Raw genomic sequence first — 15,348 nt, 5'->3', positions numbered from 1 at the left:
CGTTATCTTTTCCGCCACGCGGTACCAGGCTATCGATATCGTCGCGGAAAGTCGTCGTTGCGCTGGAATCGCCCGGGGCCATATTGCAGATCGGCGGGTTGCAGGCGGCCGATCAAAAAGGGGCGCGCGAACAACACTCCTGCCACAAAGCCACCGATATGTGCCGCATAGGCGATGCCGTCGGCCTCGGCGCCTCCCCCCAGCAGACCAAGTCCGCTGATCAACTGAAAGAGAAACCAAAGTCCGACCGCCATATAGCCCGGAATCTCGGTCACGACACGGAACAAAAGCACCCGCACGCGACGACTCGGGCAAAGGGCCAGATAGGCCCCCATCACGCCCGAGATCGCCCCCGATGCCCCCAAGCTGGGAATCATGCTGCCAGGCCCATGCAGATTCATCACGACATGACACAACGAGGCGATGATGCCCGTCAGCAGATAAAACACAAGGTAGCGCGCGTGCCCCATGCGATCTTCGACGTTGTCACCGAAGATCCAGAGAAACCACATGTTCCCCAGCAGGTGCGCCACGCCGCCGTGCATGAACATCGAAGTCAGCAGGGTAAAATAAACCGAGCCGGGCGTCGGCTGCAGACCAGGTACCTCGTAGCGCATGCCCGTGGCCGGATCGGTCACGACGCGATCCTCGGTCACGATATCCTTGCCGGTGCGGATCTCGGCTGGCACGGTGGCCAGGCGATACGTGAAGCGTTCGTTGGCCCCCAGGCCTTGCAAGACAACGAAGACGAACACGTTCAGGCCAATGAATACGAAATTCACCACCGGCAGGATGCGGCGGTCAGAGTTGTCGTCGCTGATGGGCAGGACCATGCGATGCTCCGTAGTACGAGGGGGGGCGCCGCTGGAGGATGACGCACGGCAGACAAGTTCGCAAGCTCTCGTGGCGCATCAAGGTCTCTCCCACGCCATCGGGAGAGACCGACACGGAATATCTACTAGCGCGGGGTCGGCGTGGCAGACAATTGATCGGCGGGCAGGAACGCGCCCGATTCCACGACGGGAGCGGCGACGGCGGCCTCGTCCGTGCTGATGTACAGCTTGCGCAGCGACTGCATCGAGTCGGGCAGCACGTCCTCCAGGCTTTCATCCGCGTACGTTCGCACGAAGACCTTTTGCGCCCAGTAATAGAAGCCGCGGAACAGGTCCTTCATCGACATGTGCCGCACGAGCCGCCACATCCGCGCGGGGCTGGAGAGATAGAAGCGGAAGTACGCGCGGCTGCGCACCTGGTGCATATCGGCGCCGTAGGCCTCGGCGTACCAACAGGTCGCCGCGTAATAGTCGTGCAGCACGACCTTGCGCAGGGCCTCGGCGTTCTCGGCATAGGCCACGTCGTAGATCGGCGTGCCCGGCTGCGGCGTGACCAGATTGAACACGGCGTGGGTCAATTTCGAGCGGACGGCGAAATTGACCGTCTGCTGCATTTCTTCCGGCGTCTCGGTGGGAAAGCCGAGCATGAAGAACCCCTTGACCATCACGCCGCGATCCGACATCCAGTCGATCGCCTGCAGCAGTTGCCCCAGACGCAGCCGCTTCTTAATCATGTCTTGCAGGCGCGGGGTGACTGTTTCGATCGCCACGGCCACCTCGTACATGCCCGCATCGACGAGGGCCTGTACTCCCTCTTCGTCGAGAATGTCTCCGCGCAGGCCGTTGGGAAAGCAGATGAACAGTTTGTGCCTGGCGAGCCCGCGGCAGATCTCCTTCATGCGCCGCGAATTCATATTGAAGATGTCGTCGACGATCTGCAATTCGTCGATGCCATAGCGGTCGCGCAGCAACTCGACCTCGGCCAGCACATTCTCGGGGGAGCGGCCGATGAACTTCTTGCCGAAGATGTCGTGGCAATAGGTACACAAGAACGGGCAGCCGCGCGAGGTGAAGATCGGCGCATAGCGCTTGCCGCGCATGTTGCCGTTGTTGTTAATCCGCCGGGCGTAAGCGTCGAAATCGACCAGATCCCAGGCCGGAAAGGGAATCGCGTCGAGCGACTCGACCCGACCGACCATGGTGCGCGCCCCCTCACCTCCACCGCAACCGTTGGTCACGTAGCCGCCATCGGCCTGGCGGTGCGTCAGGCCCAAGATGTCGTCGAGCCGATCGGAGCCCTGCCACCAACGTTCGACCGTGATCGGAAAACTCCAATCGGCCTCGCCGTCGAAGATCCAATCGTAGAGATCCGTCTCGATGATCTTGTCGCGGTTGGTCGTGCCGTGGGCGAAGGGGCCGCCCAGGGCGATCTTGGCCTTTGGCAACAGCCGCTGCACCAGGTCGGCAATGCGGGCCGATTCTTCCGCCTCGAAGTTGAGCGCCGACAATCCCACGACATGGGGCCGAAACGTCTCAAGCTCCTCGCGCATGTCGCTGTAGCGGCGCTTGTCGAGCCAGTTGTCGTCGACGCGCACCTCGATCGCATCGCCGAACTTTTCGCGCAAGGTCGAGGCCAGATAGAGCACCCCCAGCGGCGGCGACGCAATGGGCAGCGTGACCGGCTGGTACGGCTTGATCAGCAAGACGCGCAGTTTCTCGTTGCGCGAACAGATCATGACGGTGACGCCCTGGAAGTGGTCTGCCTACGGGGGCGGAAGCAGAACCAGCAAGCCAGGACGCCAGCCCCCGCCTGGATTGCCTCGTGTTTCCCCCCGTAACACGCTAACACGTACCACGCATATTTCAACAAAAAGGGGCGCCAGATCGGCAGTTTGGGCGGTTTAAGTGGCCGAATCACGCTGCTCCTGCACGCGGCTTGACCCCGGACACGCTACCGGACGGATCGCCGGAAGTGCTCACTTACCGTTTCATTTACGGCAGGAGGAACCCGCTGGTATCGGTTTCGGTCTCGCCGGCAGCGTGATCGGTGAGCACGTCCTCGAGCAGGTTGTAGATGTACCAGTCGAGGTCGCCGGCGCCGCCGGTGAGCTGGTCGATCGACTCGTCGTCGAAAACGGTCGTGCCGGGAATCAGGTACGTCGTTCCATTGGCCCCTCCTGCGATGCCTGTCAGATGCGCGATGCGATCGGCGTAGGTGTTGCCTGAAGTCCACTCGGCGTGGATGGCCAGGAGCGCTGCCGAATTGAGGTCGAAGTACGTGTGATCGGCGATGAGCAAGTCTTCGCCCGCGTCTCCCTGCAGGGTATCGACGCCGTTGCCGCCGGCGAGCAGATCGACACCGGCTCCGCCGTTCAGGCTATCGCGTCCGTTCGAGCCGCTCAGGATGTCGTTGCCGGCGCCTCCCAGCAGGGTATCGTTGGCCTCGGCGCCGTCGCCACCGATGAGCAGATCGTGATCGTTTCCACCGTCGATGAAGTCGTTGCCGTGGTGGCCATAGATGCGATCGTTGCCGTCGTCGCCGTAGAGCCAGTCCGCGCGACCTTCGGCCCCATCGCCGCCGTCGCCCAGGATCGTGTCGTCGCCGAGTCCGCCCCGAATCGTATCTTTACCCCCCTCGAGGCCGTCTCCTTCGATCAGGTCGTGGCCGGGGCCGCCGATGAGCGAGTCGTTTCCTTCGGCGCCATCCCCTTGCGCACCGATAAAATCGCCGCGCAGAATGTCGTCGGCAGCGCCGCCGATGAGCGTGTCGTGGTGCCGACCTCCTTCGAGCGTGGCCGCGATCGTCGCGAGCAGGCCGGCATCGAGCCGATCGTTGCCGTTGCGACCGAAGGCCAGCACGCGCCCCGTCACGCCCGAGATCGTCTCGACCAGATTGACCGACGCGCCGGCCAGGGTCGCCGTAGTCACCTTCACGCTGTCGGGTCCGGTCTGCTCGAAGAAAACGACATCGTTTCCACCGGTCCCGTCCCAAACGAGATCGCCCGCGACATTTTGCAGGCGATAGACGATGATCGAATCGCTGGCCACCCCCTTGCCGCTGGCGGCGTCGGTGACGGTGACGCGCACGTTGTAGACGCCCGAATTGGCGAACGTGTGCGCGACCGTCACGTTATTGCCGTTGACGGTCTGATCGATCGTGCCATTGCCATCCCAGTCGATGGCAAAATTGAAACCGGCGGCCTCGAGCGAATCGCTGTGCGAGGAGGCACTGAAGAAGAACTCCGGCGCCTCGGTGGTTTTGACCAGGTCGGGGCCCATGACCGTGGCAACGGGCGGAATGCTCAGACGATACTCGCCGATGCCGGAGACCGCCTCGACCACGATCTGGTACGTGCCTGCCTCTGGCGCCGTAAACGTCAGCCGGGCGTTCTTGCCATCCGAGCCCGAGTTGTCATCGCTGGCCAGCACCACGCCCGCCGCCGTGCGAATGACGAGCCGCGGATCGAGCGTATTCGATGAGCCAGCGCCATCGAACAACGTTTCGGTCAACACAGTAATGGTCTCGCCCTCGGCGAGCGTCACTTGATAGAGATCCTCGTGCGTCGGCACGATCGCCGACGCAATGATCGAACCTTGCACGCGGAACTCGGCGAAGAAGGGTTGGCCCGGCACGGGCACGATGATCGTCAGATCGATCGGCAAGGTGAGCTGTAGCTCGGGGCCGACCTGAATCAACGTCCCGGCGCTCACCGATTCGTTCTCGGCCATCAGGCCATCGATGGCATCGGTGCCGGTATAGAACCCGGGCACGTCGACCGACGCGATTCCGTCGGTCGTGATGACGGTCAACTGATCGGCCGCGAAATGGCCCGCGGCATCGACCGGCACCGGAAAGCTAAAGCCGCTAAAACGCAGATTACGCAACGCGGCGTATCCCTCGGGCACAAGGATCATGCCAGCAATATCGGCCGGCAGATTGTCGGGCAAGAACGGCCCCGGCTTCTCCAGCACGTCGAGGTTGGTGCCATCGAGAAACTGGATCTGCCCCTCTTGAATCGACGCTCGTACAACCCCCTGCAGCTTGCCCGTGAGACTGCCAGGCGCCTGGGGAAAGACACTGACCGAGAAAGAGCCATTGGCCGCTTTCAGCCTGCCCGAGACGGTGATCGAAGTCTGCACCGCATCGAGCTGGAAGTCGATATTGCCGGAGATCGGTAGACGATCGACGATGCCGAGGGCCTCGTTGACATCGTTCAGGCTGCGTAGTGGCTGACCGGTGACATCATTGGCCTCGGTCTCGAAGACGGCGGCGCGCGTTACCACCAGGCCGTACTCGCCTTGCGTGCCCGACGTCAACCGCAGGCGATAGACCCCCGGCTGCGTCACGAGATAATCGACGATCGCAAGATCGGTATTTCGCGTCTCGCTCCCCAAGGGACTGGCCGTGGCCGTGGCGACGACGGTAGTGCCATCGGGGCCGATGAGTTGCAGCAGCTCGCCGGAGAAATCGGCGCCCGACTGCCCGCGCAGAGCGATGTCGATCTTGCGTCCGACGTCGGCCGTGAGGTCCAGCGTGTAGACATCGATTTCCTGTCCCACCATGCTAAACTGCAAGCGATCCAGCGGAGTGACATCGCTGCCGATGCCGGCCGCCACGATGTACTTGATCTCTGGCTGCGGCCAGTTGATGGTCAGAATCTGCGATTGCCCAGAGGCGAGCGTGTTGCTGGTCACCTCCTGCAACAAGGTCCCATCGGCCTTGTAGGCGCGCAGATACGCCCGGTCGGCCGAATCGTCCGAACCGACCGCGATCGAAACCTGGTTCGTGGGCACGGTGAACGTCGCCTTGAACTCGGGGCCACCTCCCCGCCAGCCTGCGGCGCCGCTGGTCGTGCTGCCAAAGACGCGCGACCCCGTGGGGGCCGTAAAGCTCGCGTTCATCGCGCGGACATTGCCGTTCGAGGGCAACTCGACCAACGTCACGCTGGGGAGCACCGTGTTGAGAATCGTATTGTGGGCGTAATTGTCCGGCTCGAGCGTCACGAGCGAGGAGACCGCGTTGCTTTGACCGATCACCGCCAGGCGGCCGTTGCCAATGTCGATCTTCGACAAGTCGATCGCCAGCGGATTGGCGGCCGAGGAGTCGTTCGCCTCGACCAGCGCATTGCGATAGATGTCCACACGATAGGTCGTCGGCTGATCGGAAGTGACCAAGGCCACCACCGTACCGCCGGCCCCCGAGGCCGCAACGGCCGTCGTGGCGGCCAGCCCCGTGCCGGGGGCTACGACCAGCGACGTGAGGTCGACCAACTGCACGCTCATCGTGGCGGCGGGATTGTCGGGCACGACGCGCACCGAGAGCGATTCGCCCGCCGAACGCGCGAATGCAAAACGGTCGATATCCCCCACGATGTCGATCGTGCCAATGTTGTTCAGACTGCCGAACACGGCCGAGCCGAGGGGCTCGAGTCGCGTGAATGGCAAGGCGTCGGACTGCGTCGCATCGAGCATGAATTCGCCCGAATACTCCACCGACGGATTGCCGTAGACGTCGGTCAGCGCGCCCGCGACAAGCCGGATCCCCAGTTCGCCATCACGCGTGATGCCGGCGATCTGGTAGGCGACAGTATCGGCATCGACGATCGAGAAGCCGGTGACGAAGCCCTGGCTCAGCTCGAGATCGTGAATGCTCACGCTGCCCGGAGCGATGGGTTCGTCGACCGAGATCTCGATCATCGTCAGGGGCAGGGTGACCCGCGACGCGTCGACCGGCAGGGTGGCCACCACGTGCATGGGAGCCAGATCGTAGCGAAACTGCGCCGAGAACGCGGCATTGCCCATCAAATCCGACTGCCGCAGAATGGCGCCGGCGGCGATCGTCATGGTCTGCACGCCCTGCGCGGTGACGGGCGAGGTCGTGAAATTGAAACGCACGGTGTCGGCATCGATGAACGTGCGCGACGTCGCCGCGATACCGTTGACCTGGAAGTCGCTGGCCTGCACGCTCGCCTGCTGATAGGCGTTCGACCAGTCGACCATGAACTGCGTGGGGGGGGTCGTGACGACCGAACCGATCGCCGGCGAGGTGCTGGAAACGCGCATGCCCATCTTCTGCAGGGCGCCAAAGGCGTTCAGCCGGCCGCCGGTGACCGTGACATCTTGCATGGCGGCGGTCTGATCGACGCCGGCCAGGATCGCCGCGCGAACTTCCTGGTAGGTGGCGTTCGGAAACTTGTCGAACAACAAGGCGGCGACGCCGGCGACGTGCGGCGTCGCCATCGAGGTGCCATTGTAGTTCGAGTAGGTGTTGTTGGGCGTGGTACTCAAGATCGCCTGGCCCGGCGCGCCGAGATCGACCGTCACCTTGCCGAAATTCGAGAAGCTCGCCAGGGCATCGGTACGGGTCGTCGCCGCCACCGAGATCACGCTGTCGAGGTCGTAGCTCGACGGATAGTGCGGAATCAGATCGGTATCGCTACTGTCGTTGCCCGCGGCGGCGACGAAGAGGATGTTCTGCGTGGCGCTGGCCGCCATGGCATCGCGCAGGAAGCTCGAGAAGCCGCCGCCCCCCCAACTGTGGTTCGTCACCACGACGTTGATGCCATGGTCGCGTTTCATCATGGCGGCGTAGTTGATCGCCTCGATCGCGTCGACCGTGCCCCCCTTGCCATTGGCCCCGAGGAACTTGAGCGCCATGATCTTGGCGTTCCAGTTCACGCCAGTGACGCCGACATTGTTGTTGCCCACCGCCGCAATCGTACCGGCCACATGCGTACCGTGACCGCGATCGTCGAAGGGATCGTTGTCGTTGTTGAGGAAGTCCCAGCCGTGGATATCGTCGATGTAGCCGTTGTTGTCGTCATCGATACCGTTGCCGGGAATCTCGCCGGGATTCACCCACATGTTGGCGGCGAGATCCGGATGGTTGTAGTCCACGCCTGTATCGACCACGCCGACCACCACGCTGCCAGTGCCGGTGTGGATGTCCCAGGCCTCGGGTGCGTCGATATCGGCATCGACGACACCCCCCGACTGCCCCGTGTTGTGCAGGCCCCAGGTCGACGTGAAGCTGGGATCGTTGGGAATCGTCGCGTCGAGGCCGACGACGAAGTCGGGTTCGAGGCGTCGGAAGCCTGGCATCCGCGCCAACTCGGTCTGCAACACATCGAACGAGATATCCGGCCGCGACTCGATGAAATACTTGCCCTGCGTTCCCCCAATGACGCGGCGCAGCTCGGTCTGGGCGAACGAAGGTCCTACTAACGGCGCGGCCGTGGCAAAGCGTTCGGCGACCGAGGTTTTGGCGATGCCGACGTCGAATTCCGCAATCCAGCGACCGGCAAAGGTCTGCACGCGCTCGCCCGCCCAATCGATGGCCACGATGGCCGGATCGATCGAATCGAACGCTTCGGCCGGGGCAGAAACCGAGAGGAGCCGGCGCTCTTCGAGCCATTCGTGCCCGGCACGACGTCCGCCGTTGAAAAACCGGTAAGTTCGCCGTCGCCCCCGCTTCCCTTCCGCCTTGGTCATGACTGCTCCGCCCGTTCGTGATGCATGAAGCCCGCGCTCACGTCGAATCAGGGAACCAGACTCAGAATGGGCCGAGTCGACTCGGCCGCGAGGTGGCGTCTCTCACCGCTGGCCGGGAATCCGCGCCAGTGGAAGGCAATCGAAGGCGCAAGCGACCACGGCGTGCGGCAAAGCCGAATGTGGCAGCGGAAGTGCGGCCCCCCGCAGACGTCGTACGTTTTCCCCCTCTGGGAAACGCCCTGATCGGCGAGCCCTCTTCCGCCTGCGCACGTGTGCCCGGCATTGCTTGCGGTGGGGTGGAGCCGGCGTGCGATGCCCCCTGTGGCCGCCGCCTCCACAAGCTTTGCTTCCCTCGACGCTTCCTTCCCCGAAAGCGTCACGTAGAGCCTCTGTTCCGTGGCAATCGGCGACCGAGCCCCCTCCCGAGACATCCACCTCAGGAATAGTCCCTACCGATTACCGGGGCTAACCATAGCGACTCGTGCCCGGCAGTGCAAACTTTTCCTGCAACAAAAGTTGCGACCGAAATGCTGCGCAACAAAATCGACTTAGTGGTCATTCCGTAGCGCCTCGAGCAGCAGATCGATTTCCTCTCGGGCCGTATAAAGATGGCCCGAAACCCGGATCAGCTTTCGCCCCTTCCACTCGGTGGCGGCGATCTCGATCTTGTGCCGCTCCCACAGCCGTTGTTGCAAACCACGCAGGTCGGATGTCTGCACTTCGACGGCTGCCATCGTGCCGTACCAGGCCTCACTGTCGGGGCAGAGCGGTTTCGATAGGCTCCACGCCAGAAGTTGTTCGCGTGCGTAGCGCGCCAGCTCGTGCCCGTACTGACGGAACGTCTCGATCCCTTGTGACTCGAGGAATTCAATCGCGGTCGGAATCGCGAGAATGCCCGAGGGATCGCGCGTGCCGACCCAATCGAACTCGTCTTGCCAGCGGCCGAACGGCCCCCGCGACGTGTGTCCCCAACTCATGACGGCCGGACGTATGGCCTGTTGCCGGCGGGGGTGGGCATAGAGGAAGCCCGTGCCAAACGGAGCACAGAGCCACTTGTGACAGCTCACGGCGTAGTAATCGCAATCGAGACGTCGCAGGTCGAGCTCGCGCATCGCCAGCGCATGCGGACCATCGACGGCCACCGCGATTCCCTGCTCCCGCGCGCGCCGGCAGATCGCTTCGATGGGCAACACGACTGCCGTGGGCGAGGTAACGTGGCTCACCACGAGCAGCTTCGTCCGCCCGGTCACGGCCGCAAAGAGCTTGTCGATCAGCTCTTCCGTCGTCGTCAGTGGATCGGGGAGTTCGGCGATCACCAACTTCGCGCCGGCACGTTCGCACGTCGTGTGCCACAGGCGCAGGACGGCGCCGTATTCGTGATCGGTGGCGACGACCTCATCACCAGCAGCAAGCGGGAAGCTTTGCGCCACGACATTCATGGCCGCCGTCGCATTGTCGACAAAGACGAGATCGCCCGCCTTGCAACCGACGAAGCGCGCCAGGCGCTCGCGGACATGATCGAGCCGCGCGTCGAGCTGACGGATGAAGAAATCCATCGGGTTCGCTTCGAGCTGCGCAAACCAGCGTTGGCGCTCGTCGATGACCGCGCGCGGAGCGGGTCCAAAGCTGCCGTGGTTCAAATAGACGACGTCGGGCGCAAGCCCCCAGGCAGCGCGGAGCGGACGGGGGTCGTGAGCGGAACGTTCGAACATGGGCGAAAAGGTCCTCCCGTGGTCAGGCAGAGGTCGTTGCCGATTCTACGCCCCGCACCAGGGAGCCGCAGGGGGCAGGCAAGGTTCACGGCGATTTTGAGTCCACGACGATCAGTCGCTAGAATGCCCCTCATGGAACAGAATCTGATGGACCAAAACGTCCGCGCGAAGCGGGCCGCCGCGAAGCCGTCGTCCGTGTGGAAGCTGGCCGCCGTCGTGGCGCTGATCGCCGCCTTCGTACTTGATTGGGTGGGACTGCAGGTCTTTCGCGATGGCATGTGGCAGCGTGCCCATCCTTCGCCGCGCGTGCCGCAGTTGGGCAATATCGAGCTCGCCTGGACGGCGCTGGCCCTTTACCTGTCGATGATCCTCTTCGCGCTCTCCTTTGCGATGGCCTCGCGAGGGACGCCCCCCCGGGTCGTTCGGGCGTTGGGCTGGCTTTTTGGCGCGGGACTGGTGGCCGTCGCGCTGATGGTGCCTGGCACGTACTTCTGGGCCACGCGCACCACCCCCGATGAAGACGCGGTATCACAGCCGGGCGGAGACTGGAGCTCGGACGAGAATGCCGGCGACGCGTATTGACGCGATCCCACGCGAGGGTGGCCGGTGCGTGGCCATCGCCGGCACGAACATTCCGCGACTCGTAAACCGCGCCCAAGAACAGGGGCTTTGTCCAGCACGACAGAAAATCACCGTAGGTGAACGCCGCTGAAGGTGGACGGGCAGGTGCATGGCAAACGAAGACTGCTTAAGCCCAGTCGAGTCCCGTTTCGCGGCGCAGGCGTTCGTCGAACTCGCCGAGCAGGCCGCCAATCACGCGCCAGCCCGTCCGCTTGCGGACTTCGATATCGCCTTGCCGGTTGATGCGCACGAGCGTCTCGTCGTCGACGCCCGAGCGATGTAGCTCGTCGGGATGCAACTCGTCGGGAGTCACGACGCGCGACAGTGTCTTGCCTGTCAATTCGATGAATTCCATGGGCCACCTGCGGCTCTCGAGATGGCGGGAACATGCCTGCACTCCCGCGCGACGGGTCTATCATAGTCGAAGGGTGCCAGCCTACCAGCCATGTGGGTGGGTATTTCGCGCGGCCGTGGAAGGACATGCTTCGTCGGCCCATCGCCTCCGTGGCCAGGGCTTCCTGGAAAACCCGTCACGATGCCGAAACGTGGCGCTAGTCGTGCTGGGTGAGGCTGGCCTGCGGCAGACGCGCGCGGACCGCCTCGGCCAGACGCAGCATGGCAGGCACGTCGAGTTCCTCGGCACGCGTCGTCTCGCCGAAGGCGAGCGAGGCCATCAGGTCGTCGACGGCGGGCTTGTCGAGTTGCGGCTTGAGCGTGGCGACGAGCACGCCGCGCAGAAACTTCCTCCGGTGTAGGAAAATGGCCCGCACGAAGTCGTGAAAGAAACGTAGCTCGGTGATCTCGCGTCGGCGTTCTGGCTCGAGCGTGAGCCGAATGATGGCGGACGAGACCTTGGGGCGTGGCCAGAATACGGTGGGCGGCAGAACGCGGATCAGCTCGATGCGACATTGGCTCTGCAGCCAGACGCTCAGCGCGCTGTAGTCCTTCGAGCGGGGCGAGGCCATGATCCGATCGGCCAACTCCTTTTGGATCGTGATCGTCATCGAGCAGGGCACGATTTCGGTCAACAGCAGGTTCGAGATGATCGGCGTGGCCACGTTGTAGGGCAGGTTGGCCACGAGCTTGAGTTGCCGGCCCGGCTCCTCCCGCACGCGCTCGGTCACGACGCGCAGCACCTCGGGATTGAGCGTGTTCTTGTTCTTGAGGATGTCTTGCCGCAGAAGATCGACGTGCGGCAAGTCGGCCAAAGTCTCGCTGGCGAGCTGGTGGAGTTGAGTGTCGACCTCGACGGTGACCAAGGCCGCGACCTGCGGGGCCATGAGCACCGAGAGGGACGCCGTGCCGGTCCCCACCTCGAGCACGACGTCGTCGCGCGTCAGTTCCGCCGCCTCGATGAGCAGATGCTGCAGATTGAGGTCGATCAGAAAGTTCTGGCCGTAGCGCGTTTTCGGGTGCAGCCCCACTTCGTCGAAGCGCTGCCGCAAAAACGATCGTGTCTGGTGATGTTCGGATCCTGAGGGCATGCTTTACCTGACGGTCATCGCGGCGAGTTGACGTTCGACGTACTTGGCCAGCAGATCGGTCTCGATATTCACGCGATCGCCCACGCGCAGGCGACCGAGCGTCGTGACCGCGAGCGTGTGCGGGATCAGGGCCACGCTGAAGCTGGTCTCGTCGACGTCGACCAGCGTGAGGCTCACGCCGTCGACCGCGACCGAGCCTTTCGAGGCCATCTGCCGGGCCAGCTCGCGCGAGACCTCGACGACCAAAGTCGACCACTCCCCTTCGTCGCGCCGCGCGGCGAGCGTGCCGGGGCCATCGACGTGGCCCGTCACCAGGTGCCCGCCGAGGGCATCGCCCAGCTTGAGCGAACGTTCGACGTTGACGTCGCTGCCGGGCCGCAATGCGCCGAGATTCGTGCGAGCGAGCGTCTCGGGCCCGGCATCGAAACCGAGCCGCTCTTCCGCGACGTCCACTACCGTCAGGCAGCACCCATTCACCGCGATGCTATCGCCGAGGCGGGCCGCGGCCGCCAGCGTCGGCATGCTCAACACGAGCCGGCAGCCCGGCGGTGCGTCGCGCACCTCGAGCACCGTGGCCATGGCTTCGACAAGTCCGGTGAACATGAAGTTAGCGGGGGGTTAAATGCGATGGTTCGCGGTTTGAGTACGTGAGCGTGAGAATCCGTTACCGTTGGCCGGTCGGAACGGATTACTTCCCGGCAACTCGGCCAAGTACACGGTGCGCGGCTAGAACAGCGGATCCTCATGCGGTTTGCGCTGGACGAACTCCTGCCAGACGTAACGAATCGGGCCGGAGAGGGCAAAAGCCACGCACACGATGGGCACCGCATAGCCGCGAATGACCATCACCACCACCAGCGCGAACAGCAAGGCCACCACGTGGCCGAAGCTGCGCTCGCCCCGCAACACCTGGTTCACCACGTGCGGGTAGGGAATGCGCGAGACCATCAACACCGCCACCAGCACGGCAAACAATGGCAGCACCATCTGCAGAGCAATATCGAACTGCGCAGCATAGACCAGGGTCGTGTCTTCCTTGCGCAAGGTGTAGAAGAGGATGGCGAAGCTCGCGATGGCGGCGCCGCCGGCTGGCGACGGAAGCCCATGAAAGCTCATGTGGTCGTCGTCATCGGTCGTTTCGACGTTGAAGCGCGCCAGGCGCAGGGCGGCGCAGGCGGCAAAGGCGGCGGCGATCACCCAAACGGCCTCGCGATGCAGGTAGGTGAAGTTGGGACACATCTTCACCAGCAGAATGCCCGGCGCCACGCCAAAGGTGACCACATCGCACAAGCTGTCGAGTTGGGCGCCGAAATCGCTGGCCGCGTTGGCCCAACGGGCCACGTAGCCATCGAGCGCGTCGAAGATCATCGCCAGAAAGATCAACCACGCGCTGAGCATGACGTTCGTCGGATCCTTCACTCCCCCCAGCATGACGCTCACCGCGCGCGAGGCGTCGATCCACGAGGCATCGGGACGCTCAATGCGCGACGCGACCACGATGGCAAAGAAGCCACACACGAGATTGCCCAACGTAAACATCGTGGGCAAGACAGCGATCGTGCGGATGCGCCTCACGTTCTTGTTCCAGGGGTCAGTGGCCAGTGGCCAGGGGTTAGAATTGGTTCCGCTTTTGATCACTGTCCACTAGCCACTACCCCCTGACCACTACTCATACCGTGCCATGATGGTGGCTCCGGCTTTGACGTTGTCGCCGGGCTTGACGTTGATTTTCAGCCCCAGAGAGGCGGCCATCAGCAGTTCGGTTCGCGAGCCCAATTTGATCATCCCGAATTTTCTGCCGCGCTCCAAGACCTCGCCTGGTCGCGTGTCGCAGACGATGCGGCGGGCGATGGCGCCGGCCACCTGGCGCAGGATCAGCTTGCGGTGCGGGGCATCCTCTTCTTCCAGCCCGATCCACATGTTCTCGTTGTGGATCAGGCTGCTTGGGTCGAGGGCGTTGCGAAACTCGCCCGGCGAATAACGCAGCCGGATGACTCGCGCGCGGCAAGGGGCACGATTGATATGCACGTTGAAGATCGAGAGAAAGATCCCGATCCGCACGGCCGGCCCACCGATGAACTCATCGTGCTCGACTTCGGCCACGTCGACGATACGGCCATCGGCGGGCGAAACGTACAACCCAGGCTCCGTGGGGACGCGGCGGGGTGGATCGCGAAAAAAGTACACCACCAAGGCCAACACAATGGCGGTGGGTATCGCAGCCCAAGGGGTTAGCCAGTAACCGAGGACGAAGGTGATCGCCGCCAGCGGCGCCCCCATCAGGAACAACTCGGCCAATCCCCAGCGCGCGAAGGGAATGCGCTCGCGCCAGGCAAAGGGGTCGTCGGCCGCTTCCCAGGCGAGGTTTCCCTGATTGCGAAAGAACTTCAGATCGCGCGGGTCGAGCATTGGATGCGGGTAGCCCGTGGGATCCCCCTGCCGCAGGGCCGCCATGCGGGCCACATAGCCGCGGCGAAACGTCCGCAGGTACCAGCGGCGCACGCAGCCCCAGGCCAGCTCGAGCGAGTAGCAATTGCCCCCTCCCGGCTGAATACTGCGGATCTCTGGCGAGAGAGGCTCGGGCTGGGCGCGATGCGGCGCGGTTTGGGCTGGTGCTTCGCTCATGAACCCCAGGTGGTCCGAGTGCCGGCGGGCAGAAATCGCGAGGGGATGGACCTGGGCCCTTCGTCAGACGATGGCCAGGGGCCCGACTCCAGCATCCTATCGGTTGCACCGCAGGTTGAGAAGGAACCGCACAGCGGAATGCGCGGAGAAAGGCCCGTAATTGTGGGCGAAATGACCGTCCGGCGACTAACGCCACTGCCACGGCATCGCGTAAACGCTCGTGCGAATTACAACCGGGGCGGCCTAGGTGGCGTGCCAGTCGCGCAGGCGTGGAAAGCGGTGCGGACGAATCGTGCTTTGTCGGGTGCGACGCGGGCGACGCAACGAACGACGACTGTTCGCGCCACGGATCGGACGGCGTCGCAGACGGCGTGAGAAGGACATGCGCGGCTTCTCAGAAGTGATTCTCGCCGGCCCCCGCTGTCGACGACGAGGGATCGCACCGGCACAGTCGTCTACGATAATCGAGCCCGGCAACCAATGCCACGAAATTGCGCCGCGGACGGCCTTTCAAGCATTTCTCCACGTGCAGGAGGACGGGCAAGTACCAGCCAGGCAAACCGCGGCGAGGGGCGGGGCACC

At 63.7% G+C, this 15,348-nt stretch carries 10 protein-coding genes; 1 reads left to right on the top strand and 9 read right to left on the bottom strand.

Features of this window, described 5'->3' with window-relative positions; translation table 11 throughout:
* Positions 1-29 precede the first annotated feature (29 nt).
* From KF708_12470 to KF708_12455, 4 genes are all read right to left on the bottom strand, one after another.
* Positions 30-833: a rhomboid family intramembrane serine protease gene (locus KF708_12470; protein MBX3413496.1), complete on the bottom strand. Its 804-nt coding sequence runs from the start codon at positions 831-833 to the stop codon at positions 30-32.
* Between the two features lie 125 nt (positions 834-958).
* Positions 959-2,569, bottom strand: a complete 1,611-nt coding sequence (locus KF708_12465) for a radical SAM protein (protein ID MBX3413495.1) — start codon at positions 2,567-2,569, stop codon at positions 959-961.
* Positions 2,570-2,825: 256 nt separating this feature from the next.
* On the bottom strand, positions 2,826-8,324 hold the full coding sequence (locus KF708_12460) for a S8 family serine peptidase (GenBank protein MBX3413494.1): 5,499 nt from the start codon (positions 8,322-8,324) through the stop codon (positions 2,826-2,828).
* A gap of 548 nt (positions 8,325-8,872) precedes the next feature.
* A complete protein-coding gene (locus KF708_12455; GenBank protein ID MBX3413493.1) occupies positions 8,873-10,036 on the bottom strand; it encodes an aminotransferase class V-fold PLP-dependent enzyme in 1,164 nt (387 codons plus the stop codon).
* Between the two features lie 132 nt (positions 10,037-10,168).
* On the opposite strand from KF708_12455, the gene KF708_12450 reads away from it, so the two are divergent.
* On the top strand, positions 10,169-10,618 hold the full coding sequence (locus tag KF708_12450) for a hypothetical protein (GenBank protein ID MBX3413492.1): 450 nt from the start codon (positions 10,169-10,171) through the stop codon (positions 10,616-10,618).
* A gap of 166 nt (positions 10,619-10,784) precedes the next feature.
* Here the strand turns inward: KF708_12450 and KF708_12445 are convergent, their stop codons facing one another.
* From KF708_12445 to KF708_12425, 5 genes are all read right to left on the bottom strand, one after another.
* Positions 10,785-11,012, bottom strand: coding sequence for a hypothetical protein (locus tag KF708_12445; GenBank protein ID MBX3413491.1), 228 nt, complete (start codon positions 11,010-11,012; stop codon positions 10,785-10,787).
* 196 nt (positions 11,013-11,208) lie between these two features.
* On the bottom strand, positions 11,209-12,075 hold the full coding sequence (rsmA, locus tag KF708_12440; GenBank protein MBX3413490.1) for a ribosomal RNA small subunit methyltransferase A: 867 nt from the start codon (positions 12,073-12,075) through the stop codon (positions 11,209-11,211).
* 69 nt (positions 12,076-12,144) lie between these two features.
* Positions 12,145-12,744, bottom strand: coding sequence for a riboflavin synthase (locus KF708_12435; protein MBX3413489.1), 600 nt, complete (start codon positions 12,742-12,744; stop codon positions 12,145-12,147).
* Positions 12,745-12,867: 123 nt separating this feature from the next.
* Positions 12,868-13,689: a CDP-diacylglycerol--serine O-phosphatidyltransferase gene (gene pssA / locus KF708_12430; GenBank protein MBX3413488.1), complete on the bottom strand. Its 822-nt coding sequence runs from the start codon at positions 13,687-13,689 to the stop codon at positions 12,868-12,870.
* Between the two features lie 117 nt (positions 13,690-13,806).
* Positions 13,807-14,766, bottom strand: coding sequence for a phosphatidylserine decarboxylase family protein (locus KF708_12425; protein MBX3413487.1), 960 nt, complete (start codon positions 14,764-14,766; stop codon positions 13,807-13,809).
* Positions 14,767-15,348: the final 582 nt, after the last annotated feature.

Source organism: Pirellulales bacterium (assembly GCA_019636335.1).
Classification (GTDB): domain Bacteria; phylum Planctomycetota; class Planctomycetia; order Pirellulales; family JAEUIK01; genus JAHBXR01.
Note: the sequence above shows the minus strand (reverse complement) of the source record. Positions and strands in the feature narration are given on the sequence as shown.